This window comes from Amycolatopsis sp. NPDC033938 (genome assembly GCF_055575975.1).
The window spans coordinates 108,957-130,659 of sequence record NZ_JBVIRO010000019.1 but is presented as its reverse complement, the minus strand read 5'-3'; the positions used below and the strand labels follow the sequence as shown (position 1 = coordinate 130,659).

Sequence of the window (21,703 nt, the reverse complement as noted above, 5' to 3'; positions counted from 1 at the left end):
AGTACTCACAAAGGCCGCAGGGGAATTCGCGACTGCCCGACAACTGTCGGACGGCGGGGGAAGCGGAACAATAGTGGAGCGGAGCGTTCGCTCCCTCATTTAAAGAAACCGGCTCCTACCTGCGGTTTCTCCGCGCCGTACCCAGCGAATCGCGGAATACGGGCCCTTAGGGAACAGGGTCGTCACGCGGTTTTGGAACCCTCGCCGGTCGCGTCGCGGAGCAGATCCTCGGTCAGGACCGTGCGCGACGGCAGCCCCAGTTTGCGCAGTGCCCGTCCGACGTGGATCTCCACGGTGCGCGGTGACAGGAACAGCCGCTCGCCGATCGCCCGGTTGGTGAGGTTCTGCGCGGCGAGCCGGGCGACTTCGAGTTCCCTCGGCGACAACGCTTCGCCGTAGCCTTTGCGGCCGCGGCGGGGCGCCTCCGGATCGCAGCGTCGCAGCGACCGGCGGCAACGCAGCGCGTCCACGGCGGCGCCGAGGCGCACATACGCCGTCTCCGCGGTGGTGAACGCGGAGACGGCGCGGCCTTGTTCACCGGCTTCGGCGAAGCATCCGGCCGCGAGTTCGTCGGCGTAGGCGGCGAAATACGGAAAAGGCAGCGCGTGATAGGCCTGCGCGGCACCGAGCAGCAGGTCACCCGCCGCGAGCGTCTCGCCTCGGGCGTGGGTGAGCATGCCCCGGCACAGCAGCGCCGCCGCGTTGGCGACCGGGGTGTCCTTGCCGTCGATGCCCTGCCGGTATTCCGCGAGCAGTTCCCTCGCCTCGACCAGCTGCCCCAGCCCGAGCATGGTGCGCACGGCGAACGGCATCAGCTCGGCCGCCCACACCCAGTTCTTCTTGCGGCGCACGGTTTCCAGGCCGTACTCGGCGAGACGTCGGGCGGCTTGCAGGTCCTTGCCCGCCTGATGGACCGCGACGCGGCCCGCGTACGCCGAAGCCTGCACCGGGACGCTGCCCGCGGAAAGCGCGAACGCCGCGTCGAAACTGCGCAGGGCCGCCGTCGGCCGATGCTGCCCGTACTCGTACCAGCCGAGGACGAGCAAGGGCTCGGCGGCGAGCGAACTGTCCTTGTCCACGCGCGTGAGCATCGCCCGTGCCTTCTCCGCGACGGTCGACCACTCGCCCATCGCGAGGTCCAGGCGCAGTTCCGTACCGTCGGCGAGCGCGTCGAGGTAGGGCTGATGGTCGTCGCGGATCAGCCGCCGGGCGGTCGCGAGGTAGGCCCGCGCGACCGGGTAGTGCCCGTTCCACGCCACCGCATCGGCCAGGTTGATGTAGGTGCGCGCCACCTGACGGCACACCTCGGCCGATTCCGGCGCCATCGGCAGATCGGCGATGTCCTGCCAGGCATCCGGATCGGCGACCTGCATCCGCGCCGACAGCCGGTTGGCGGCGATGGCGGCGAGCAGCCCGGCATCGTGTTCGCCCTTGCTCGCTTCTTCGGCCTGATCGAGCCAGCGGAAGTTCTCCTCGACCGGGACCGTCCCGATATGCGGCAACGCCAAGGTGACCAGTCCCCTGGCGAGCAATGCCTGCCGCCTGCCGAGGTCGGCCGCGCCCAGTTCGATCTCGAGCCTGCCCGCTTCGACCTTGCCCACCTGGTTGATCAGCACCTGACCGAGGTGGACCCGGATCTCACCCCGCGCGGCCTTGCTCAGCGGCCATTCGCGCAGGATCTCGCGCAGCAGCCGGACCGTGCCGGCGTGGGCGATGCTGCGCGGCAGTTCCCTGCCGAGCCGGACGGCGAACGATTCGCGTGCGGTCCGCGGCAGATCCGTGTCCCGCAACGCGGTTTCGAGCAGACGGCTCGCTTCCTCGGTCCGGCCGTCTTCGATGGCGTTGTCGACCGCGACGCCGGTCCACTGTGTCCACGCGGCGAGGTCACCCGCCAGCCGCGCGTGCCGGGCGATGAGCGAGGCGAAAGGTTCGGCACCGGCGGCGAGCCGGGAGGCGGCGCGGCCGTGCATCGCGCACCGCTGCGGGCCGGGCAACAACGCGTAGACCGCTTCCGCGATCAGGGGGCTTCCCGAGACGTAGCGACCGCAGCCGAGATCCCGGAGCAGTCCCGCTTCGACCGCTTCGGTGACCGCGCCGGAGGTCTCCCCGGACGATCGCGCCGCCACCGCGCCCAGATCCGGTTCCCCCGCCGGGGAACCCAGCACCGCGGCCGCGCGGACGACGTCCCGCGCGGCCGGGCCGAGCGCCGCCATCAACTCGGCGACCCGGCCCCGCACGATCGGCGGCACGGTCGCGGACGCCAGTCTGTCGGCCGAAAACGCCTCGGCCGTGTCACCGAGGCTCCGCACCACCGCCATCAGGTCGACGGCGATCCCCGACGTCCGCCGGTGCGCCGCTTCGGCGAAATCCGGCGCACAGCGGCCGAACGAGGTGTCCAGCAGCTTGCGCACCTCTCCGGCGGTGAACGCCGGAAGGGAGATCCGCGCGGCGATCTCCCGCATCGGCGGGAACCGCCTCGGTCCGCACGCCACCGAACTGACCACCACGCTCAGCGGGATCGCCGGGGACGCCGCGAGCCCGCGCACGAACTCCCACGTGTCGTCGTCGGCGGCGTGGACGTCGTCGAGGACCAGTACCGCCGGGCCGCAGCCGGTCAGCACTTCGCGTACGGCGCGGAATTCCTGCTGCCGGACGGTCTCGGCGTCCACGTTCTCCGGGAACGGCGGCAGCCACGGCGACCATTCGGGGATCAGCCGCCGCAGGACACCGGTGACCGGGGAGAAGGCCGCCGCGTGGGCGGCGGCGACGGCGCTCTTCCCGAGCAGCGCGTCGACCAGCGGGGCCAACCGGCACGGACGGACGAAGGAACCGCAGCGGGCGGACCAGACCACGCGCGACGCGATCCCGGGATGGGCGGCCAGTTCTTCGAGCAACCGGCTCCGGCCCACACCCGGTTCGCCCTCGACGACGGCGACCGACGGCGGGCTCGAGGTGACGCGCACCAGTTCGGCCAATTCGGTGTCGCGGGCCACGAACACCGGTGCCGCACCGATCGTCGGCATGTTCGAAGACCATACCGATCGGGCACCCGCCGAAAGGCGGGAACACGGACAGTGACCATCAGCGGTCCGCTCTCCCGGCGTCGACCTGCGCGATCTGACCCACCGCAGTCGCAATACGGACCCTTACGTATTGCCTCACGCCTTGCCACGGGTGCCACCAGAGGGTGAATCTCATTCTGTTCGCAGTGCCCCTCTGTTACCTCGCCACAGCTGTCACCTCGCATTCGTGCTACGCGTTTCGACCATCCAGTTAGGAGTGTCCCCACGGTGAAAACCTCATTCAGGCGCGGGCTGGCCACGGCCTGCGCCGGTGTCGCCGCGATGGTCGCCCTGCAGGCGCCCGCCGCCGCGGCCACGATCACGGCGGCCACCACGATCCCGATCAAGATGCAGGCACAGGAGAAGAGCAACTGGTGCTGGGACGCCAGCGGCAACACGATCGCCGCCTGGTGGGGGCACAGCCTGTCCCAGACGAAGTTCTGCCAGGTCGCGCACAACGAGTCCGGTACGGACTGCGCCAACAACCAGGGCTACCTCAGCGATCAGCAGCGCGTGTTCCGCTGGCTCGGGTTCAGCAACGTCGGAACCTACAGCTCCTCGGGCCAGACGTTGAGCTTCGCGTCCATCAAGGGCCAGGTCGACGCGCGGCAGCCGATCGGCACCCGGATCGGCTGGCGCAACGGCGGCGGCCATATGCACGTGCTCTACGGCTACGACAACACGAACGGCGCGACGACGGTCTACTACGGCGACCCGTGGGGTTCGAGCCCCCGCTACAACCAGATGAACTACAACGCCTATCGGTCCAACAACTCGTTCACCTGGACCCACACCGTCTACGGGATCAAGGACTGAAACCATGAAGCGAACCTTCCTCGGCGCCACGATCCTCGCTCTCGGACTGTCGCTCGCGCTCGGCGGACAGGCGTCCGCCTCCGACGCCCCCAGCGGTGCGCCCACCGCGGCCGACCTCGCGGCGGTGTCCACAGTGGTCACGAGCGACGCGACCACCCAGCGGCTCGCGAAGGCGGTGTTCCCCGGCGCCGCGAAGGCCGACACGGCCGTCGCGGCCCGCACCGCCAAAGCCGATCCGCGAACCCCGGTGGCGGTCTACCAGCCGACCGCGGCCTTCATCGCCGGGGCTCCCGGCGCACCGGCGGAACTCGCCTACATCGCCACTCCCGCCACCCTCGGCAACGGTGCCGCGGCGACCGTCTGGTCCCAGCGCGAAGGCGCCGGCTGGTCGGTGTTCAACGTCGCGTCGGGTGACGTCGAGAAGCGCCTCGCGGCGTTGACCGGCAAGGGTTATCTGCTGAGCGAACCGCAGGCAGGCGCCTGGTACGCCGTCGACGGGGACACCGTGACCGTCCTCGATGGCTCGTCGGTGGCGAAGACCGGCGAGAAGATGACGCTCGCCGCCTACCGTCAGGCCCTGCAGAGCCGCTACGGCGACAAGCTGCCCGGCTCGACCTACGACCGCACCGGTGCGGCCGGTGGTTACGGTGCTTCCCCGGTGGGCGACACCTCGGTGCCGTGGTGGCCTTACGCGATCGGCGCGGTCTTCCTCGCCGCGGCGGGCGCGGCCGTCACGCTCCGGCTCCGCAGGCAGTAGGCGGAATTCTCACGGATGCCGGGATCGCGCGGGATCCCGGCATCCGTTCCGCTAGGCGAAGGTGTAGTCCTCGATCGGAAAACTGCCCGCCTCCTTGATGGCGTTCAAGGTCGACGACGGGCGGAGCAAGGTCGCCTCCCCGTGCGGGTTGAAGTAATAACTGTTCGCCGGAGCGCAGTTCCCGAGGGTGAAGATCGAGTCGCCGAGGCGTTCGGTCATCCGGTCGAGGAACGCGTCGTTGGCTTCTTGCGTGACCTCGAACTCGGTCGCGCCGCGCCGCCGCATCGCGCCGAACAGGCGGTCCATATGCCGCATCTGCGTCTCGATGGTGGTGAAATAGGACAGTCCCGAGTAGGAATAGGGGCTGTTGAGCGAAATGAAGTTGGGGAACTTCGGGATCGCGACCCCCTCGTAGGCCTGGAACCGGTTCTCCCGCCACCACTTCCCGAGATTCCGGCCGCCGCGGCCGATGATCTCGATCGCCGGGAAGTTCGCCTCCCACAGGTCGAATCCGGTCGCCAGCACCAGGACGTCGATCTCCCGCCGCCCGCCGTCGGCCGTCGCGATCCCGGTTTCGTCGATCCGCGCTATCGACGTCGTCTCCAGCCGCACGTGGTCCTTGGTGAAGGCAGGGTAGTACTCGTTGGAGAACGTCGGACGCTTGCAGCCGAACGAATACCGTGGCGTCAGTGCCGCACGCAGACCCGGATCCCGCACCTGACGGCGGAGATGCGCCTGGCACCACAGCTTGCCGAGCCGGTTCGCCATCGGCAGCTGCTTGTAGTGCAGGACACCGGAGACCATCATCAGTTCCAGCACCGCCGTCCCGGCCAGCCGCGCGATCCGCTGGGTGAGCGGGACGGCGGCGAACGCGCGGCGGACCGCCTCGGGCACCGGGAAGTCCAGTTTCGGGCTCACCCAGATCGGGGTGCGCTGGTACACGGTGAGTTCCCGCGCGATCTTCGCGATTTCCGGGATCAGCTGGACCGCGGTCGCGCCGGTGCCGATCACCGCCACGCGTTTGCCTGTGAGGTCGTAGTCCTCGTCCCAGGCGGTGGTGTGGATGACCTTGCCGCCGAACGAGTCGATTCCGGCGATGTCGGGTTTCTTCGGCTGCGAAAGGAAACCGGTCGCGGTGAGGAGGTACTTCGCGGTGACCGGCTCACCCTCGGCGAGGGACACCGTCCAGTGCGCGTTCGTCTCGTCCCAGACGGCGCCGGTGACCACGGTGCCGAAACGCATGTAGCGCCGCAGCCGGTACTTGTCCGCGACGTGCTCGGCGTACCGCTTGAGCTCCGCACCCGGCGCGAACAGCCGCGACCAGTGCGGATTCGGTTCGAACGAGTACGAATAGGTGGCCGACGGGATGTCGACGGCCAGGCCGGGATAGTGGTTCACATGCCACGTGCCGCCGAGATCGGACTCGCGTTCGAGGATGAGCAGGTTGTCGTAGCCGAGCCGGTTGAGCTGGATCGCCGCGCCCATCCCGCCGAAACCGGCTCCGACGACGACGGCGTCGTACTGCGTGTTCATGCGTTTTCCTCCCGGTGGGTGTCCTGGTCGAGGCGGTTGCGGCGGAACGCGTTGAGCGCGCCGACGTCGAGGTCCGGGTACTTGCTCACGCGCGCACTCCTTCTCGTGCGAAGGCGCCGTCCGTCCGTGAAGTTGGCGCCCATGGCGGCCATGGCGGCCAGATCGGCAGGCGCCGGTTCGATCCTGACCACCCGCACACCCGCCGCGCGCAGCCGTCGAACCTCGTCATCCACGCGCCGGGTCATCGCGGTCCGCAGCAGGCGTTCCAGCCTGTTCAAGCCGCGCGCTTCGGCCCCGCCTTCACTGCTCATCGGCGCGATCTCGCCGACGTCGTGGCCGAGCAGGAGATCGGCGGAGGTCGGACCCAGCCGTCGGGCGCCAGCGCGTCCCCGAGGTCACGCAGCCGGCCCGCGTCTCCCCTGCCCTGAGGAAGCAGTCCCGCGAGACCGGCGAGCGAGTCGACATCCCGGCGCAGCGCGGCCCGCACCAGCCCGGCGGCGGGCCACCGCGGGTACGGCACCGGCGGGAACCGATTCGGCACCCGCCCGACGTGGGAGGCGACGACGGGATCGCCGTCGGGCGTGTTGACCAGTGCCCCAAGGATCGCCTTCGCCTCACGCGGGTCCCAGCCGGCGTGGGCGTGCAGCGCGTCGAGGACCGCCGCCGTCCAGGCGAAGCCCAGGGTGCCGCCGCAACCGAGCACCAGCGCCCGTGCGGAATGACGTGTCATTTCCGGAACGGTATGTCATTCGATCGCTTCGGGCAATAAGCTGACCGGCATGACGACGGAGACCCCGGTCAGCAGGGCCGCACGGAAGAAGCAGGAACTACGGCGCGAGATCGTGGAGACCGCGTTCGACTGCTTCGCCGAACGCGGCTACCACGCGACCGGTATCGCCGACATCGCCGCGCGGCTGGGCATCGGGCACGGCACCTTCTACCGGTATTTCCAGAACAAGCGGGACATCGTCGACCACGTCATCACCGACCTGGTCGAGAAGGTGGTCGCCTCGCTGGCGGCGGACAACGCCCCGGACGCGGTCAGCAGCCTGGCCGAATACCGCAAGCAGAGCGCCAGGATCGGCGACGCGCTCGCCCAGATCTTCGGCAGCGACCCCCGGATGGCCCGGTTCCTCCTGCTCGAAGCCGCCGGTATCGACGCGGAGATGCGGGAACGCGTGCTGGACTTTTACGAGACCGCCGCCGAACTCACCGCGGGCTACCTGCACCACGGCGTTCACCTCGGCTACCTGCACGCGGATCTGGACGTCGACGCCACCGCGCGGGCGATCAACGGGATGATCCTCGCGTCGATCCTCTCCGGGCTGCGCGACCCGTCACCGGCGGGGCAGGCGGCGATGAGCAGGGCCGTCCGCCGCGTCATGTACGACGGGATCGCGTCGCGTCCCGACCGAACAGGGGCAGAATGACCGCCGCCCTCCCCCGCACCGGTCACGCCGTCGCCGCCGACGGCACGCGACTGGCCTACCAGTGGCACGGCACCGGAAGGCCGCTCGTACTGCTGGCCGGGCAGGCGAACGACCACACGTGGTGGAACCGAACGCGCGGGGACTTCCCGAGCACGATCACCATGGACTATCGCGGCACCGGCGTCAGCGACGCCCCCGATGTTCCTTATTCCACAACACTTTTCGCGGACGACGTGATCGCGGTCCTCGACGGGCTCGGCGTCGCCGAAGCCGACGTCTACGGCACCTCCATGGGCGGCCGCGTCGCACAATGGGTCGCCGCGCGATATCCCGACCGAGTTCGTCGGCTCGTCCTCGGCTGCACCTCGCCGGGCGGTGCGCACGGGATCGAGCGGTCGAACGACGTCCGGCTGGCGCTCGCGAAACGGCATTCGGTCGAAGCGCGGGAAGCGTTGGAGGACATGATGTACACGCCCGCCTGGCGGGCCGCGAACCCCGGGCCGTACACCGTCCTCGGCTCGCACGGCATGCCTCCGCACGCCGTCCGCGGTCACCTCGTGGCGAGCAACACGCACGACGCCTGGGACGCCCTCCCGCGGATCACCGCGCCCACCTTGGTCCTGCACGGAGACGATGACGTCCTCGCCCCGCCCGCGAACGCACCTTTGCTGACCGAGCGGATTCCCGGCGCGCGGATGCACGTTTTCACTGGGGCACGGCACGCCTACTTCGACGAATGCCGCCCCGAAGCGAGCGAGCTGGTGAGGGACTTCCTGGGGTAGACCGAGGGGATCGGATACGCGATCCGTTGCGGACGAGGTTCGCACCGTGTCGGCCGTTGCCGGTTTCCGGTGACGGTTTCCGGTGACGGGCTCCGAACGGTGGTTCGTCGGTCGATGGGGCTTTGCTGAGGTGTTAAGTCAAACGTGTCGTTGGTGGGGCGGCCTGGTCGCTGGGGTGGTGGGGTGGCGGGCAGGGCGAAGGCGTAACACGCGTGCTTGGATCCCGCACTCGGTGTTCCGGCTTCAAGCACGCGAAATCCGCCTTTGAGCACACGAGATCCGGCTCTGGGCACGCGAGTGCGGCGCCATGTCACCCAGGCCGCTCGCGAACCGGGGGGTGCGCACTCTATCGGCCGTTGCCGTTTCCTGGCGACGGGCTCCGAACTGTGGGGGTTCGTCGGTCGACGGGTTTGTTGAGGGGTAAGTCAAACGTGTCGTGATTGTGGGCGGCCTGGTCATCGGGGTGGCGGGCAGGGCGAAGGCGTAACACGCGTGCTCGGACACGGGAGACGCGTGCTCAGACGCGTAACTCGCGTGCCTGGATCCCGCACTCGGTGTTCCGGCTTCAAGCACGCGAAATCCGCCTTTGAGCACACGAGATTCGCCTTTGGGTACACGAGTTACGGCTCTGGGCACGCGAGATTGGCTCTGGGCAAGCGAGTGCGGGGCCACGTCACCCAGGCCGCTGTCCCGCCCGGACACGCCATCTTTGCCTCCCCCCTCAGTACGCGCGGGGATCGTGACGCCGTCCGCACTCACTCATAGGCGAGCAACACGCACGAAACCGCGCTGGGTTTGTCGCCGTTTTCTGGCGATGGGGTTCAGAAGGGTGGCGGTTCGTCGTCCAACGGGCTTTCGGTCCGGGGTTCGTGGAGTGGCGGCGGTGTGCTGTCGTAGCTGTGCCCGGTCGGGGTGGTGATGATGAGCGTGCCGTCCGCCGCGAGACGGTAGCTCCAGCCGGGTTCGTCTTTGAGGCGGTGGTCGCGGCGGCAGAGGTCGACCAACTCATCAGCGTTGGTGTGGCCGCCGTGCTGCCACGGCACTACATGGTCGAGATCGCAGGCTTGTGCCGGACGCCCGCACCCCGGTCTTCGGCATTCACGGTCTCGCACCCGCACGAACTCACCCAGCCCCGCGGTGGGCCGGTACCGGTCCCGCCCCAGATCCAGCACCTGCCCGGACAGCGGGTCGGTGACGATCCGGCGCAACACCGTGTCCGGCCCCGTCGCGATCTGCCGCGCCAGCCCCGCCGGAATATGGCCGTGTCCGGCCAGTTCCGCCGGCTCATTGTTCAGCCCGAGATAGGTGAACAGGTCCATGTACAGGAACACTTCGGTGCGTTCACTGGTGCCGCCGCCGTGGCCGCCGAGGAGGAGATCGAGCGCGATGTCCGCGCGGAGCTGGTCCAGCGTGCGGGTCTCCCCATCCTTGCGCAGGGCGCGGGCTTCGTGGTCGATGCGGCGGTAGGCGGCGGTGACCTTCTCGACCGGGCCGTCTTCGACCTCGATCGAGGCGACCCCGGTCTCGCCCTGCCGCAGGGTGAGACGGCGCCCTTCGCGGTGGTGTGCGGCGCGTTTGTCGGCGCCGTCGCGGTCGACGGTGCTCGCCGCGTGATTCGCCGCTTTCCGGATCTGGCCGGCATTCCTGCCCGGCAACCGATCCTCCAACAGAGCGTCCGCGGCACGGGCGTTCTCCTCCGAGAGCCAGGCGGTGGCGGCGGCGACTTTCATCGCACCGAAACCACTCAGCTTTCCTTGGTCCATCAACGCCAGGGTGCGGGGCAGGCGCGTGGTCAACGCCTCGGCCGTGGCGACCATCGTGCCCGCGTGAGTGTCCACCAGAGACAACTCGACCGCGACCTCCTGCACCACACTCCGCGCACCCTGCCGCTGCCGGCTCAGCTGGGCCAACGCGCGGAACCGGACCGCCTCCAACCGCGCGATCCCCGCCGACGCCGCCCGCGCCACAGCCACGGAATCCTTGTCGTCCAACGAAACTATCGAAGCATTGACCAACTCCACAAGATCAGGATCGGTGAGTTCCTCGAGAAGCGCCACCGGCGCCGCCTGGTAAGTATCCACGCCGAAAACCGTACAACCGGCCACCGACAATTCTCGATCATGCGACCCACACAACCATTGCCGGATTTCGGCGAAAGCCTTCAGGCGGCTCTGATTTGGGTATGACTAGAGATAGCACTCTGCTCATGGATTCGGTGGGATGTTGCCAGATTTCGGCGACAGACTCTTGTGCGGGTCGGTTCCCGAGGGGTGCCCTGGTTTGAGCGAGTCTCACAACAGGTCTCCATCGCCGAATTCCGGCAACCACACCCCAAAAACCTCAACCAACAACAGCACCGTCGAACGAATCAAGCAACCCAGCAGCCCCACCTTCAAGCCGCCGTGCGATCTCGACCGACCGCGGAAGCATGGTCTTCTCGTAAGCAGCGACGCCTTCGCCGATCGTGGCGGAGCCGGCCAGCGCGAGGGCGAGTTCGCAAGCGTCGAGCATGGCCAGGTTGGCACCGACCCCCAGGGGCGGCATCAGGTGGGCGGCGTCGCCGAGCAAGGTCACCGTCGGCCTGTGCTCCCACGTATGCGGCACGGGCAGGGCGAACAGCGGGCGGTCGACGTAGGGGCCGTCGTTGCCGGTGATCATCCGGAGCATGCTCGGCGACCACTCGGAGAAGGCGTCGAGCAGCCATGGCCGGATATCGCCAGGAGTCAGCCCGGCCGCGGCGATCCAGTCCACGGGCAGCCGCTGGATGATGTACACGCGGATGTGGTCCCCGCTGTTTCGTTGCGCGAACACGCATCGGTCGCCGTCGGCCGCCATGGCGCTGCCCTGGCCGACGAGTTCGGCGAGCTCGGGGTGCGCGTTTTCGACGTCCTCGAACCAGGCCTCCAGGAAAGTGATCCCGGTGTACTCCGGGACGGCCGCCGACACCGCCGGGCGGACCCGTGAGAACGCGCCATCGGCTCCGATGACGAGGTCCGTTTCGACGGTCGTCCCGTCCGCGAACCGCAACAGTCCCTCACCTTCGACCCTTTCCAGGGCCCGGCCCCAGCGGACGGTGCCCGGTTCGAGCGAGCCGAGCAGCAGATCGCGCAGCTGGCCTCGGTTGATTTCCGGTCTGAAGAACTCGTCTTCGGCCGGGACGTGCCGCTCCAGCAACCGGCCCGCCGGATCCAGCCTGCGCATCTCCTGCCCTTCCGGCCGCGCGAGGGCTAAGAACTCTTCGGTCAGCCCCGCTTCGCGCAGGGCCAGTTGACCGTCGTCCGCGTGGAGGTCGAGGGTGCCGCCCTGGTCGCGGGCGTGAGGGTGCGGGTCGCGGTCGTAGACCGTCACGGCGACGCCGTGCTTCTGCAGGATGCGAGCACAGGTCAAGCCGCCGGGGCCCGCGCCGATGATGCTGATTCTCGAAGTCATGACCCCAGAAAAGCAGAACGAGTCAAAAAGTGCAACGAGTCAACTTAGTGACTGTGGAAACCTATGCGCTAGAGTGCGCTCATGGAGACACTGGGACGGCGCGAACGCAAGAAGGCCGCGACCCGTAAGGCGCTCGCGGACGCCGCGCTGGAACTGTTCCTCGAGCGGGGCTACGACCAGGTGAGCATCCGCGACATCGCCGAGGCGGCCGACGTGTCGACGACGACGCTGTTCAAGCACTTCTCCGGCAAGGAGGCGCTGGTCTTCGACGAGGCTCAAGACCGCGAAGCGAACCTGATCGCGTCAGTGCGGCAGCGCGCGGAAGGGCAGAGCGTGGTCGAAGCGTTGCGCGAGTACGTGCTCGCCACATGGCTTCCGCTCACCGCGCACCCTCAGTACGCCGGATTCACCGCACTGGTGAGCAGCACCCCGGCACTACAGGAGTACGGCGAGCGCATGTGGACCCGGCACGCCGACGCCCTCGGCGCGGCCATCGCCGAGGACACCGGCGTCGACTCCGACGACATCGCCTGCCGCGCGCTCGCGCGCTTCGTCCTGGACATCCCGGCGCTCACCAGGGGAAGGCCGGATCCCCGCGAGGACGTCGAGCGGATCTTCGACCTCCTCACCCACGGCTGGCGTTAGTCCTCTTCGGGGCGGGAACCACGCAGCGAGCCCGGGTGTGCTTTGGCGGTGGGGTCGTTGCGGGTCTTGAGCAGGCTCGCCACCGTGACCACGACAAGGATCCCGATGATCACCGCGAGGCTCACCGGCGTCGAGATCTCCGGAACGCTCTCGTCGATGTCGACATGCGCCCAGTGCAGGATCAGCTTGATCCCGATGAACCCGAGGATGATCGCGAGCCCGGCCGACAGGTACACCAGACGATCCAGCAAACCCTTCACCAGGAAATACAGCGCACGCAGGCCAAGCAACGCGAAGGCATTGGCGGCGAAGACCAGATACGGCTCGTCGGTGACACCGAACACGGCCGGAATCGAGTCCAGCGCGAACAGCAGGTCGATCCCGCCGATCGCGAGCAGCACCACCACCAACGGCGTGCCCACCCGCTTCCCGTCAAGCCGGGTGACCAGCTTGCCGCCGTCGTATTCCGTGGACAGCGGCAGCAGGCGGCGCGCCGTCCGCACCACGACGTTGTTCTCGACGTCCGGATCCTCGTCACGATGCCGGAACAACTGGACCCCGGTATAGATCAGCAGCAAACCGAACAGCAGGAACATGAAGGAGAACAACGACAGCAGCGTGGCGCCGAGCGCGATGAAGATCGCCCGCATGATCAGCGCGACGACGATGCCGAACGTGAGCACCTTGTGCTGATGCTCCTCAGGCACCGCGAAGGTGGTCATGATGATCACGAAGACGAAGAGATTGTCGACCGACAAGCTCTTCTCCACGATGTAACCCGCGAAGTACTGCTGCCCGAAGTCCCCGCCATGCGCCAGCGTCAACCAGACACCGAACGCCACCGCGACCAGGATGTAGCCGACCGACCAGGCCACCGCCTCACCGAAACCGACCTTGTGCGGCCGCACCGCCGCCAGGATGAGATCGAGTGCCAGCAGGGCGAGCACCAGTCCGATCGTGACAGTCCAGGTGAGGCCATCGATCTGGAGCATTCGCGCCCTGTCTTTCTTCCTGCGGCTGGTGTGCCAGATCCTAGGGGCGAGTCCCCCGGTCCGCATTCGCATGCCGGGGGGCCGCTTCCAGCAGGGCCGCGAGGACGGTCTTGAGCAGCGGGTGATCCGCGCTCCCCCGCCGGACAGCGGCGAACACGCGGCGCAGCGGCGGCTCGCCTCGCAACGGGACGGCGACCGCGCCGGGCACGGCGGTGAAAGCGTTGCGTGGCACCAGTGCCACGCCCTCGCCCGCGGCGACCAGGGTGGTGATCGCGTGGAAATCGTCGGAGACGTGCCGGATCTCCGGGTTGGCGCACGCGATCGTCAGTACGTCGCGGCAGGGGTTTCCCGGTTTCGGGGCGATCCAGTCGTCGTCGGCGAGTTCGTCGATGTCCACTTCGGACGATCCGGCGAGCCGGTGCGCGGTGGGCAGCACGACGTCGAACGGCTCCACGTACAACGGGAACCGGCTCAGCCTGCTTTCATCCGTTCGTGGCGAGAGCCGGTACTCCTCGGTGATCGCCAGGTCGATCTCGCCGTCGAGCAGCAGCGGGATGCTCGCGTGCCCCTCGACGTCCTGCACCCGCACCGAAACACCGGGCGAACCGGCGCGCAGCGCGGCGATCGACGGCGCGACGACCATGGTGATCGCCGAGGCGAAACTCGCCAGCCGCACCTGACCCTGTACCCCGGAATCCAGTGCCGCCAGGGTGGCCTGGGCCCGTTCCAGTTCGGCGGCGACGGCGTTGGCGTGCACCACCATCAGTTCACCCGCGGGGGTCAGCGAGACCCGCCTGCCCCACCGCCTCAACAGCTGCTGGCCGCACTCGGCTTCGAGAGCGGCCAGCTGCTGGGAGACCGCGGACGGCGTCAGGTGCAGCGACTGGCCTGCCGCCGTCACGGTGCCGTGGTCGGCGAGAGCGCGCAGTACCCGCAGCCGTCGCGGATCGATCATTCGTCCATCATGGACCTTGCTGTCACGAACGCGTCGACCGCACGGTGGATGTCCTCGGTCGAATGCGCCGCCGACATCTGCGTCCGGATCCTGGCCTTCCCGTGCGGCACCACCGGGTACGAGAAACCGACCACGTAGATGCCCTGGTCGAGCAGCAGATCCGCCATCTTGCCCGCCTTGGCGGCGTCGCCGATCATCACCGGGATGATGGGGTGCTCACCCGGGAGCAGGTCGAAGCCCGCCTCGGTCATCCGGCGCCGGAACAGCTCGGTGTTGGCACGCAGCTTCTCCAACAGCTCACCCGAGGAGCCCAGCAGTTCCAGGGTGGCGAGCGCGGCGGCGGTGATCGACGGCGCGAGCGAGTTCGAGAACAGGTACGGCCGGGAGCGCTGCCGCAGCATCTCGACGATCTCCGCGCGGCCCGAGGTGTAACCGCCGCTCGCCCCGCCCAAGGCCTTGCCGAGGGTGCCGGTCAGGACGTCGACCTTGTCCTGGACCCCGAACAGTTCGGGCGTGCCGCGTCCGGTCGGGCCGGTGAAGCCGACCGCGTGCGAGTCGTCCACCATCACCAGCGCGTCGTAGCGCTCGGCCAGCGCGCAGATCTCGTCGAGCGGGGCGAGGTAGCCGTCCATGGAGAACACGCCGTCGGTGGCGATCATCCGGTAGCGCGCGCCGGAGGCCTCCTTGAGCCGCTGCTCCAGGTCGGCGACGTCACGGTTGCGGTAGCGCATCCGCTTCGCCTTGCACAGCCGGACGCCGTCGATGATCGACGCGTGGTTGAGCTCGTCGGAGATGATGACGTCCTGGTCGGTCAGCAACGTCTCGAACAGCCCGGCGTTGGCGTCGAAGCAGGAGCTGTAGAGGATCGTGTCCTCGGTGCCGAGGAACTCCGAAAGCTTCGCCTCCAGTTCCTTGTGCGGCTGCTGGGTCCCGCAGATGAACCGCACCGAAGCCATACCGAAGCCCCAGCGGTCCAGCGCCTCCTGCGCGGCCTTGACCAGCACCGGGTGGTCGGCGAGACCGAGGTAGTTGTTGGCGCAGAAGTTGAGGACGTCGCCGTCGGCGACACTCACCGAGGCCCGCTGCGGCCCCCGGATCACCCGCTCGCCCTTGTACAGCCCGGCTTCCCGGATTTCGGCGAGCCCGGCCTTGAGGTCGTCGCGCATCGCGCCGTACATCAGTTCTCCGTCCAGTCCAGAATGACCTTGCCGCAACGGCCTTCCCTGGCCGTCGCGAACGCCTTCACGTGATCGGTGTAGCCGAACCGGTGGGTGATCACCGGCGAGATGTCCAGCCCCGCCTGCAGCAGCACGGACATCGAGTACCAGGTCTCGTACATCTCGCGACCGTAGATCCCCTTGAGCTGGATCATCTTCAGCACGACGGCGGCGATGTCCACCGAGACGTCGGAGGCGGGCAGTCCGAGCAGCGCGACGCGGCCGCCGTGCGACATGTTCGCGATCATGTCGCGCAGCGCCTCGGGCCGTCCGCTCATCTCCATGCCGACGTCGAAGCCTTCGGCCATGCCGAGCCGCTCCTGCGCGTCGGCGATGGTCGCCGACGAGACGTCCAGGGCGAGGTCGACGCCGACCTTGCGGGCGAGTTCCAGGCGGTGCTCGCTGACGTCGGTGACGACGACGTTGCGCGCGCCGGCGTGGCGGGCGATCGCGGCGGCCATGATGCCGATCGGTCCGGCGCCGGTGACCAGGACGTCCTCGCCGATGACCGGGAAGGACAGCGCGGTGTGCACGGCGTTGCCCAGCGGATCGAAGATCGCGGCGATGTCGAGGTCGACTTCGCTGCGGTGCACCCAGGCGTTCTCCTCCGGCAACACGGCGTACTGCGCGAAGGCGCCGTCGGTGTGCACGCCGAGTCCCTTGGTCCGGGCGCACAGGTGGCGTCGCCCGGCCTTGCAGTTGCGGCAGCTTCCGCAGACCAGATGCCCCTCGCCGCTGACCAGGTCACCCACCTTGACACTCGTCACCGACCGGCCGATCTCGACCACCTCGCCGACGAACTCGTGCCCGATGACCAGCGGTGCGGCGATGGTGCGCGCCGCCCAGTCGTCCCAGGCATCGATGTGCAGATCGGTGCCGCAGATACCGGCGCGCAGCACGCGGACGGCGACTTCCCCGGGGCCGACGGCGGGGTCCGGCACGTCGGTGAGTTCCAGCCCGGGTGCTCGGTCGGCTTTGACCAATGCCTTCATGGCGCGAAGTCTTACCGGTGGCGGCTGTGCGGTCCATCGCGAGTTTCTGAAATCCCTCGTTAGCGTGGCTTCACAAGGACCCCCTGGTCCTACGAAGTGATGACGCGGACAGGTGCCCGCTTCGAAGATCCTTTTCCCGTGACGGAAAAGACCCGCACCCGGCCGGGTGCCGACCGAAGGGTCCTCATCGGCGGGCTGGCGGCGTTCGTCGTCGCCCCCGCCCTGCTGCTGGCGACCGGACATGCCTCTGGCAAACCGTCCGCGGACTCGGATACGGAACTTTCCCTCGTGGGCGCCTTGCTTCCCGCGCTGGCGGGGCTCCTGCTGATCCGTGTGATCCCGCTCCGCGTACCCGGAACGCTTCCCGAAGTGCCCGACCAGCGGATACTGGGCAGACAGGCGACCGCCCTGGCGCTCGTCGCCTTCCTGTGGCCGCTCGCGTTGTTCCTGGTGGCGGCCGCGGGGCAGCAGGCGGCGGTCCGCGATGTCTGGGCACTCGCCAAGCCGATCGTGTTCCTGGTCCTGCCGCTGCTTCTCCTGCGCGCCCTGCGGCCCGCGGGCGGAGCCGATCCTTTCCGGCTGCGGCCGGGCTGGTGGCCGCGGGAGACCTGGCGTTGGCTGGCACCGATTCCGGCGGTACTCGTATTCGGCTGGCTGTACGTACTGGGCCCGCTCGCCCCGCCGCTTCCCACCAGCGAGGACTATCCCGACCCCGTGTACCTCGCGGTGGGCGCGACGCTGACCTTCTTCACCGCGAACGTGCTCGAGGAGGTCTTCTTCCGCGGCATGCTGCAGACCCGGTTGGAGGCGCTTTTCGGCCGTTGGCCCGGAATCCTGCTGGCGTCGCTGCTGTTCGCCTGGCTGCATCTGCCGACACACGGCCAAGGCGCCTCACCCTGGGCCGGGCTGCCGCTGACCCTGGGCACGATCGTGGCCTTCCAAGGGTTCTTCGGCCTGTTCGCCGGCTACCTCTGGTCCCGCTACCGCAACCTGTGGGCGCAGGTGGCCGCGCATACCGCGGTCAACACCTTGCCGCTGCTGCTGATGTGAAACGGCGGCCGGTCACCCCAGGGGGAGACCGGCCGCCGTCAGGGGGTCACGCGCCGATGGTCGCCGTGTCGATGACGAACCGGTAGCGGACGTCGCTGTTCTCGACCCGGTCGTAGGCCACGTTCACCTGGTCGGCCGAGATCGTCTCGATCTCCGCGCCGATGCCGTGCTCGGCGCAGAAGTCGAGCATCTCCTGGGTCTCGGCGATACCGCCGATCATCGACCCGGCCAGCACCTTGTTCCCGCCGAGCAGCGAGAAGGCGTTGTAGGACAGCGGTTCGCCGGGCGCGCCGACGTTCACCATCGCGCCGCCGACCCGCAGCATGCCGAGGTAGGCGTCGACGGGCAGGGACGCCGAAACGGTGTTGAGGATCAGGTCGAAGCGGCCGCGCAGGGTCTGGAACGTCGACGGGTCACCGGTCGCGAAGTAGTCCTTCGCGCCCAGCTTCAGGCCGTCCTCCTGCTTCTTCAGGCTCTGGCTGAGCACGGTGACCTCGGCGCCCATGGCGACCGCGATCTTGACCGCGAGGTGGCCGAGCCCGCCGAGGCCGACCACGGCGACCTTCTTGCCGGGGCCGGCGCCCCACCGGTTCAGCGGGGAGTAGGTGGTGATGCCCGCGCACAGCAACGGAGCGGCGACGTCGAGGCCGATGCCCTCGGGGATGCGGCAGACGAACGCGTCCTTCACCACGACCTGGCGGCTGTAACCGCCGTAGGTGTTCTCGCCGTCGAAGCCGACGGCGTTGTAGGTCTGTACGTTGCCCTTGATACAGAACTGCTCGGTGCCCGCGACGCAGTACTCGCATTCACCACAGGAGTCGACCATGCAGCCGACCCCGACGCGGTCCCCGACCTGGTACTTCGTCACCGCGGACCCGACCGCGGCGACGACGCCGGCGATCTCGTGCCCCGGCACCATCGGGAAGATCGCGGTGCCCCAGTCCTCCTTCACCTGATGGATGTCGCTGTGGCAGATACCCGCGTACGCGATGTCGATCAGCACGTCGTCCGGGCGCAGGTCGCGACGTTCGATCGTGGTCGGCGACAGCGGGGCGCCCGGGGACGGCGCGGCGATGGCGTGCGTGGTCGTGCTCATGAAACCCTCCGAGAAACAGTGAGACCATGTAAGAGGTCACTTACAACGACGTAAGAGGGCTCTTACATATTCCACGACCTGGGGTGTGATCCACGACATGGGCGGCAAGTACCACCACGGCGACCTCCGCGCCGAGCTAGTGCGGGTCTCGCTCGACCTGATCGCCGAGCAGGGACTCGCCGCCTTCTCCGTCGCCGAGGTCGCCCGGCGCGCGAAGGTGAGTCCGGGCGCGCCGTACCGGCACTTCGCCGACAAGGAAAGCCTGATGGCGGCCATCGCCGCCACGGTGGCCTGCCAACTGGCCGACCGGGTGCACGACGCCATCGAGGCCGAATCCGACCCCGTCGCCGCACTCGCCGCGGCCGCGGGCGCCTACACCGCGTACCTGATCGAACGCCGCGCGGGAATGAACGTCATCTTCGCCGACGGCCTGCAGGGGCCGGAGCACGCGACACTGCACGAGCAGACCCGCCGCCTCACCGACCAGTTCGTCATGCTCTGCCTCACCGTCACCGACCGGCCGCAGGACGGGCTCGAACTGATGGAGCAGCTGTTCACCCAGGCGCACGGTTACGGCACGTTCCACCTCGACGGCGTCTTCACGAAACAGGGCTATTCCACGGAGGCTGTCGTGCGGAAGTCGGTCGAGGCCGCCCGCGCCGCTATCCGAGGACGCACGAAAATGTGACGTGTTCGGCGTCCCTTTCGTCAGCTCCGGGAGTGTTTCCCGCGCACGCGCGGAAGTGCTTCCGGACAGCCGCCGTCGCAGCGGATATGCGCCCAGACGAGTTTCCCGCCGCGCACCGACTCACGCCGGGCGCCCCATTGCACGGCCACGCCGTCGACGACGAGTAACCCGCGTCCACGCGGATCCTCGATTTGCGAACGGCGTGCCCGGGGCTGTTCGACGCTGACATCCGCCACCTCGATGCGGATCGCGCACGGCGACACGCCGCGCCACAGCTGGATGTGGCGCGCGCCACCACCGTGAACGTAGGCGTTGGCGACGAGTTCCGTCGCCGCGAGCAGGACGTCGTCACGGTGCCCCTCACCGAGGTCGGGCAGGCATCTGACCACCCATGCCCGTATCTCCGGCAACGCACGCGGCGTCGTCGCCCGCAGATCCAGCACCCAGGTTCCCGGAACCGGATGCTCCGCGATGCTGATCATGGAGGCACCCTTCCCGTCTCGCGGCCTCTCTGCTGAAGACGCACGATCGGGTTACCCAGAACTCACGCCGATCAATCCGCGAATCGCCGTGGCGCGTACGACACCAGGTCAGCGGGCCGCGATTCCCGTCAGCACCGTCGCGACCACGGCGTCGATCGCCGGTGCGGTGACCACCTTCGGACCGTGCGGAAACAGGCCGGACAGCACGGTTTCGTGGCAGACGCCGACCAGCATCGCCGTCGCCGCCTCGACATCGCCGGAAATCCTGCCGAGTTCCCTTTCCTCGCCCAGATATGCGGCCAGGCGATCCCGCCAGTTCGCCCCGTCCCCGGCCAGTTCCCCGAACCGCGCGAGCACGGCGGGCCGGGCGAGCAGCCCGGCGAAGGCGGGCAGGATCTCCTTGTGCAGAGCCAAACCGTAGGCGAGTTGCGCGCGAAGATTGGCCTCGACCGTACCCGAACCGGGCTCGGGCAGCGCGCCGAGTCCGCGTTCGACCACACGGACATGCTCGGCCAAGGCGTTGGCCAGCAGCTCCTCCTTGTCGGCGAAGTGGTTGTACAGCACGCCGTCGGCGACGCCCGCCTCCCGGGCGATCGCGCGCACCGTGAGCTCGGCGGTGCCTCGCAGGGAAATCAGGTTCGCGGCCGTGGCGACCAGATGCTCACGCAGGCTTCGGCCGTCTTCACTGTCGCGCAGGGCAGCCGCTTTCCTCGGGGACATCCGGGATCAGCGTTCCGCGGACGCCGTGACCGACCACGCCGCCCCTCGCAAGCGGACCCCGCCGGATCCCTCGAACGGCCGGAGGGCGGCCGAAAGTGCTTCCCGCGCACCGGCCGCGGCTTCGGCTCCCGCCTGGTCGAGGTGATGCTTGACCGGTCCCCAGGCCGCGATGAAATCCGTCGCGTCGACGACGTCGCTCCCCCAGACCTGGTCCGCCTCGACACGGGTGCACGTGACATCGGCGAATCCGGCGTCAGTGAGCACCGAACGGATCCGCGCGGGATCGGCGAACGACGTGGGCCCGGTCCCGTCCTCACCGGTGGGTGTCGGCAAGAACGGTGCCAGAGCACCGAAAACGCCGCCGAGATCAGTTCCGGCGAGTCCGGTCATGCAGAGGAACGCGAGCCGCCCTCCCGGCCGTAACGCGCGACGGACATTGGCGAAGGCGGCGACGGGATCGGCGAAGAACATCACCGCGAACCGGCTGAGCGCGACGTCGAAAACGGCTTCCCCGAACGGGAAGACCTGGACGTCGCCCTGCTCGAACGACACGTTCGCGACCCCCTCTGCCTCCGCGCGGGCCCGCGCGGTGGCGAGCATGGGCGCGGACAGGTCGACGCCCGTCGCGCTTCCGAACGGGGCACAGACGGCGGCGAGCCGAGTGACCTGGCCGTTTCCGCAGCCGATGTCCAGCACCCGATCCCGTTCACCGATGCAGGCCGCGGCGAACAGGGTTTCGTTGAATCCTTCGTTCACGGCGTCGTATCGCTCGTGGTGAGCCGACCAGTGCCGTCCCTCGTAGCCGTTCCACGCTTCCGCCTGCGCGGTGTTGACGATGTCGGTCATGCCAGGACCTCCTCGGTTATGAACACACGTTCATGAACACGTGTTCATAGTGGAGGAGGACCAGCAAGGACGTCAAGGCGCCGTCGAGGTGGGGCAGGGTGGTCGTGAGTGGCGGATTCGGTTGTTAACCCAATACGCCCCCCCGCGGAGCCGCGGGGGTGGCACCCAGGGCGGGGGACCACCCGCTCGCGGGCCACCCGCAAAAGGCAGC

21 protein-coding genes are annotated in these 21,703 nt (G+C 68.6%); 7 read left to right on the top strand and 14 right to left on the bottom strand.

The genetic code is table 11. The annotated features are described in order from the left end of the window. Positions 1–182 precede the first annotated feature (182 nt). Positions 183–3,023, bottom strand: a complete 2,841-nt coding sequence (locus tag ACZ5ZX_RS34120) for a helix-turn-helix transcriptional regulator (RefSeq protein ID WP_465506107.1) — start codon at positions 3,021–3,023, stop codon at positions 183–185. Between the two features lie 267 nt (positions 3,024–3,290). Here ACZ5ZX_RS34120 and ACZ5ZX_RS34115 point away from each other — a divergent pair, with 267 nt between their 5' ends. Beyond that, entirely contained in the window at positions 3,291–3,878 is a 588-nt protein-coding gene (locus tag ACZ5ZX_RS34115) for a papain-like cysteine protease family protein (RefSeq protein WP_465506106.1), read from the top strand. Between the two features lie 4 nt (positions 3,879–3,882). Further along, positions 3,883–4,635, top strand: a complete 753-nt coding sequence (locus tag ACZ5ZX_RS34110; RefSeq protein ID WP_465506105.1) for a hypothetical protein — start codon at positions 3,883–3,885, stop codon at positions 4,633–4,635. A gap of 51 nt (positions 4,636–4,686) precedes the next feature. On the opposite strand, the gene ACZ5ZX_RS34105 is transcribed toward ACZ5ZX_RS34110, so the two are convergent. From ACZ5ZX_RS34105 to ACZ5ZX_RS34095, 3 genes are read right to left on the bottom strand one after another with little or no spacing between them, the layout of a single operon-like run. Then, the gene (locus ACZ5ZX_RS34105) at positions 4,687–6,168 is read right to left on the bottom strand and encodes a flavin-containing monooxygenase (RefSeq protein WP_465506104.1); all 1,482 of its coding nucleotides are present in this window, start codon (positions 6,166–6,168) and stop codon (positions 4,687–4,689) included. Beyond that, a complete protein-coding gene (locus tag ACZ5ZX_RS34100; protein ID WP_465506103.1) occupies positions 6,165–6,479 on the bottom strand; it encodes a hypothetical protein in 315 nt (104 codons plus the stop codon). Before ACZ5ZX_RS34100 ends, ACZ5ZX_RS34105 begins: the two co-directional genes overlap by 4 nt. Further along, positions 6,476–6,898, bottom strand: a complete 423-nt coding sequence (locus ACZ5ZX_RS34095) for a hypothetical protein (protein WP_465506102.1) — start codon at positions 6,896–6,898, stop codon at positions 6,476–6,478. Before ACZ5ZX_RS34095 ends, ACZ5ZX_RS34100 begins: the two co-directional genes overlap by 4 nt. Before the next feature lie 49 nt (positions 6,899–6,947). Between ACZ5ZX_RS34095 and ACZ5ZX_RS34090 the strand changes: the two genes are divergently transcribed. Together ACZ5ZX_RS34090 and ACZ5ZX_RS34085 are read left to right on the top strand one after the other, a co-directional pair. Beyond that, a complete protein-coding gene (locus ACZ5ZX_RS34090) occupies positions 6,948–7,598 on the top strand; it encodes a TetR/AcrR family transcriptional regulator (RefSeq protein WP_465506101.1) in 651 nt (216 codons plus the stop codon). Then, entirely contained in the window at positions 7,595–8,380 is a 786-nt protein-coding gene (locus ACZ5ZX_RS34085; RefSeq protein WP_465506100.1) for an alpha/beta fold hydrolase, read from the top strand. Before ACZ5ZX_RS34090 ends, ACZ5ZX_RS34085 begins: the two co-directional genes overlap by 4 nt. An 821-nt stretch (positions 8,381–9,201) precedes the next feature. Here the strand turns inward: ACZ5ZX_RS34085 and ACZ5ZX_RS34080 are convergent. Both ACZ5ZX_RS34080 and ACZ5ZX_RS34075 read right to left on the bottom strand, forming a co-directional pair. Continuing rightward, positions 9,202–10,437 carry an HNH endonuclease signature motif containing protein gene (locus tag ACZ5ZX_RS34080; RefSeq protein WP_465506138.1) on the bottom strand — a complete coding sequence of 412 codons (1,236 nt, stop codon included), beginning with the start codon at positions 10,435–10,437 and terminating at the stop codon, positions 9,202–9,204. A 283-nt stretch (positions 10,438–10,720) separates the two neighbouring features. Continuing rightward, positions 10,721–11,809 carry an FAD-dependent oxidoreductase gene (locus ACZ5ZX_RS34075; protein ID WP_465506099.1) on the bottom strand — a complete coding sequence of 363 codons (1,089 nt, stop codon included), beginning with the start codon at positions 11,807–11,809 and terminating at the stop codon, positions 10,721–10,723. A gap of 81 nt (positions 11,810–11,890) precedes the next feature. Here ACZ5ZX_RS34075 and ACZ5ZX_RS34070 point away from each other — a divergent pair, with 81 nt between their 5' ends. Further along, complete coding sequence (locus ACZ5ZX_RS34070) at positions 11,891–12,454, top strand: TetR/AcrR family transcriptional regulator (protein ID WP_465506098.1); 564 nt, start codon at positions 11,891–11,893, stop codon at positions 12,452–12,454. Here the strand turns inward: ACZ5ZX_RS34070 and ACZ5ZX_RS34065 are convergent. The 4 genes from ACZ5ZX_RS34065 to tdh are packed head-to-tail and all read right to left on the bottom strand — an operon-like array spanning position 12,451 to position 16,610. Further along, complete coding sequence (locus ACZ5ZX_RS34065) at positions 12,451–13,446, bottom strand: TerC/Alx family metal homeostasis membrane protein (protein ID WP_465506097.1); 996 nt, start codon at positions 13,444–13,446, stop codon at positions 12,451–12,453. The two genes, ACZ5ZX_RS34070 and ACZ5ZX_RS34065, sit on opposite strands and share 4 nt — an antisense overlap. Positions 13,447–13,486: 40 nt before the next feature. Then, complete coding sequence (locus tag ACZ5ZX_RS34060; protein WP_465506096.1) at positions 13,487–14,401, bottom strand: LysR family transcriptional regulator; 915 nt, start codon at positions 14,399–14,401, stop codon at positions 13,487–13,489. Further along, positions 14,398–15,579, bottom strand: coding sequence for a glycine C-acetyltransferase (locus ACZ5ZX_RS34055; protein ID WP_465506095.1), 1,182 nt, complete (start codon positions 15,577–15,579; stop codon positions 14,398–14,400). Before ACZ5ZX_RS34055 ends, ACZ5ZX_RS34060 begins: the two co-directional genes overlap by 4 nt. After that, entirely contained in the window at positions 15,579–16,610 is a 1,032-nt protein-coding gene (gene tdh / locus ACZ5ZX_RS34050) for an L-threonine 3-dehydrogenase (protein WP_465506094.1), read from the bottom strand. The genes ACZ5ZX_RS34055 and tdh overlap by 1 nt, the downstream gene beginning before the upstream one ends. A 138-nt stretch (positions 16,611–16,748) precedes the next feature. On the opposite strand from tdh, the gene ACZ5ZX_RS34045 reads away from it, so the two are divergent. Further along, entirely contained in the window at positions 16,749–17,660 is a 912-nt protein-coding gene (locus tag ACZ5ZX_RS34045) for a lysostaphin resistance A-like protein (protein WP_465506093.1), read from the top strand. 46 nt (positions 17,661–17,706) lie between these two features. On the opposite strand, the gene ACZ5ZX_RS34040 is transcribed toward ACZ5ZX_RS34045, so the two are convergent. Continuing rightward, the gene (locus ACZ5ZX_RS34040; RefSeq protein WP_465506092.1) at positions 17,707–18,756 is read right to left on the bottom strand and encodes an NAD(P)-dependent alcohol dehydrogenase; all 1,050 of its coding nucleotides are present in this window, start codon (positions 18,754–18,756) and stop codon (positions 17,707–17,709) included. A gap of 85 nt (positions 18,757–18,841) precedes the next feature. Here ACZ5ZX_RS34040 and ACZ5ZX_RS34035 point away from each other — a divergent pair, with 85 nt between their 5' ends. Then, positions 18,842–19,444, top strand: coding sequence for a TetR/AcrR family transcriptional regulator (locus ACZ5ZX_RS34035; RefSeq protein WP_465506091.1), 603 nt, complete (start codon positions 18,842–18,844; stop codon positions 19,442–19,444). A 20-nt stretch (positions 19,445–19,464) separates the two neighbouring features. On the opposite strand, the gene ACZ5ZX_RS34030 is transcribed toward ACZ5ZX_RS34035, so the two are convergent. The 3 genes from ACZ5ZX_RS34030 to ACZ5ZX_RS34020 all read right to left on the bottom strand — a co-directional run bounded on the left by ACZ5ZX_RS34030 (position 19,465) and on the right by ACZ5ZX_RS34020 (position 21,492). Then, on the bottom strand, positions 19,465–19,926 hold the full coding sequence (locus ACZ5ZX_RS34030) for an ATP-binding protein (protein ID WP_465506090.1): 462 nt from the start codon (positions 19,924–19,926) through the stop codon (positions 19,465–19,467). Between the two features lie 108 nt (positions 19,927–20,034). Further along, positions 20,035–20,646 (bottom strand): TetR/AcrR family transcriptional regulator, encoded by a 612-nt coding sequence (locus ACZ5ZX_RS34025; RefSeq protein WP_465506089.1) that lies wholly within the window; start codon positions 20,644–20,646, stop codon positions 20,035–20,037. A gap of 6 nt (positions 20,647–20,652) precedes the next feature. Continuing rightward, complete coding sequence (locus tag ACZ5ZX_RS34020; RefSeq protein WP_465506088.1) at positions 20,653–21,492, bottom strand: class I SAM-dependent methyltransferase; 840 nt, start codon at positions 21,490–21,492, stop codon at positions 20,653–20,655. Between the last annotated feature and the right edge of the window lie 211 nt (positions 21,493–21,703).

Excerpts from the sequence above, each read along its gene's own strand:
- ACZ5ZX_RS34120 (WP_465506107.1), bottom strand. The coding sequence starts at position 3,023 with ATGCCGACGATCGGTGCGGCACCGGTGTTCGTGGCCCGCGACACCGAA.
- ACZ5ZX_RS34110 (WP_465506105.1), top strand. The coding sequence starts at position 3,883 with ATGAAGCGAACCTTCCTCGGCGCCACGATCCTCGCTCTCGGACTGTCG.
- ACZ5ZX_RS34105 (WP_465506104.1), bottom strand. The coding sequence starts at position 6,168 with ATGAACACGCAGTACGACGCCGTCGTCGTCGGAGCCGGTTTCGGCGGG.
- ACZ5ZX_RS34100 (WP_465506103.1), bottom strand. The coding sequence starts at position 6,479 with ATGAGCAGTGAAGGCGGGGCCGAAGCGCGCGGCTTGAACAGGCTGGAA.
- ACZ5ZX_RS34095 (WP_465506102.1), bottom strand. The coding sequence starts at position 6,898 with ATGACACGTCATTCCGCACGGGCGCTGGTGCTCGGTTGCGGCGGCACC.
- ACZ5ZX_RS34090 (WP_465506101.1), top strand. The coding sequence starts at position 6,948 with ATGACGACGGAGACCCCGGTCAGCAGGGCCGCACGGAAGAAGCAGGAA.
- ACZ5ZX_RS34085 (WP_465506100.1), top strand. The coding sequence starts at position 7,595 with ATGACCGCCGCCCTCCCCCGCACCGGTCACGCCGTCGCCGCCGACGGC.
- ACZ5ZX_RS34075 (WP_465506099.1), bottom strand. The coding sequence starts at position 11,809 with ATGACTTCGAGAATCAGCATCATCGGCGCGGGCCCCGGCGGCTTGACC.
- ACZ5ZX_RS34070 (WP_465506098.1), top strand. The coding sequence starts at position 11,891 with ATGGAGACACTGGGACGGCGCGAACGCAAGAAGGCCGCGACCCGTAAG.
- ACZ5ZX_RS34065 (WP_465506097.1), bottom strand. The coding sequence starts at position 13,446 with ATGCTCCAGATCGATGGCCTCACCTGGACTGTCACGATCGGACTGGTG.
- ACZ5ZX_RS34060 (WP_465506096.1), bottom strand. The coding sequence starts at position 14,401 with ATGATCGATCCGCGACGGCTGCGGGTACTGCGCGCTCTCGCCGACCAC.
- ACZ5ZX_RS34055 (WP_465506095.1), bottom strand. The coding sequence starts at position 15,579 with ATGTACGGCGCGATGCGCGACGACCTCAAGGCCGGGCTCGCCGAAATC.
- tdh (WP_465506094.1), bottom strand. The coding sequence starts at position 16,610 with ATGAAGGCATTGGTCAAAGCCGACCGAGCACCCGGGCTGGAACTCACC.
- ACZ5ZX_RS34040 (WP_465506092.1), bottom strand. The coding sequence starts at position 18,756 with ATGAGCACGACCACGCACGCCATCGCCGCGCCGTCCCCGGGCGCCCCG.
- ACZ5ZX_RS34030 (WP_465506090.1), bottom strand. The coding sequence starts at position 19,926 with ATGATCAGCATCGCGGAGCATCCGGTTCCGGGAACCTGGGTGCTGGAT.
- ACZ5ZX_RS34025 (WP_465506089.1), bottom strand. The coding sequence starts at position 20,646 with ATGTCCCCGAGGAAAGCGGCTGCCCTGCGCGACAGTGAAGACGGCCGA.
- ACZ5ZX_RS34020 (WP_465506088.1), bottom strand. The coding sequence starts at position 21,492 with ATGACCGACATCGTCAACACCGCGCAGGCGGAAGCGTGGAACGGCTAC.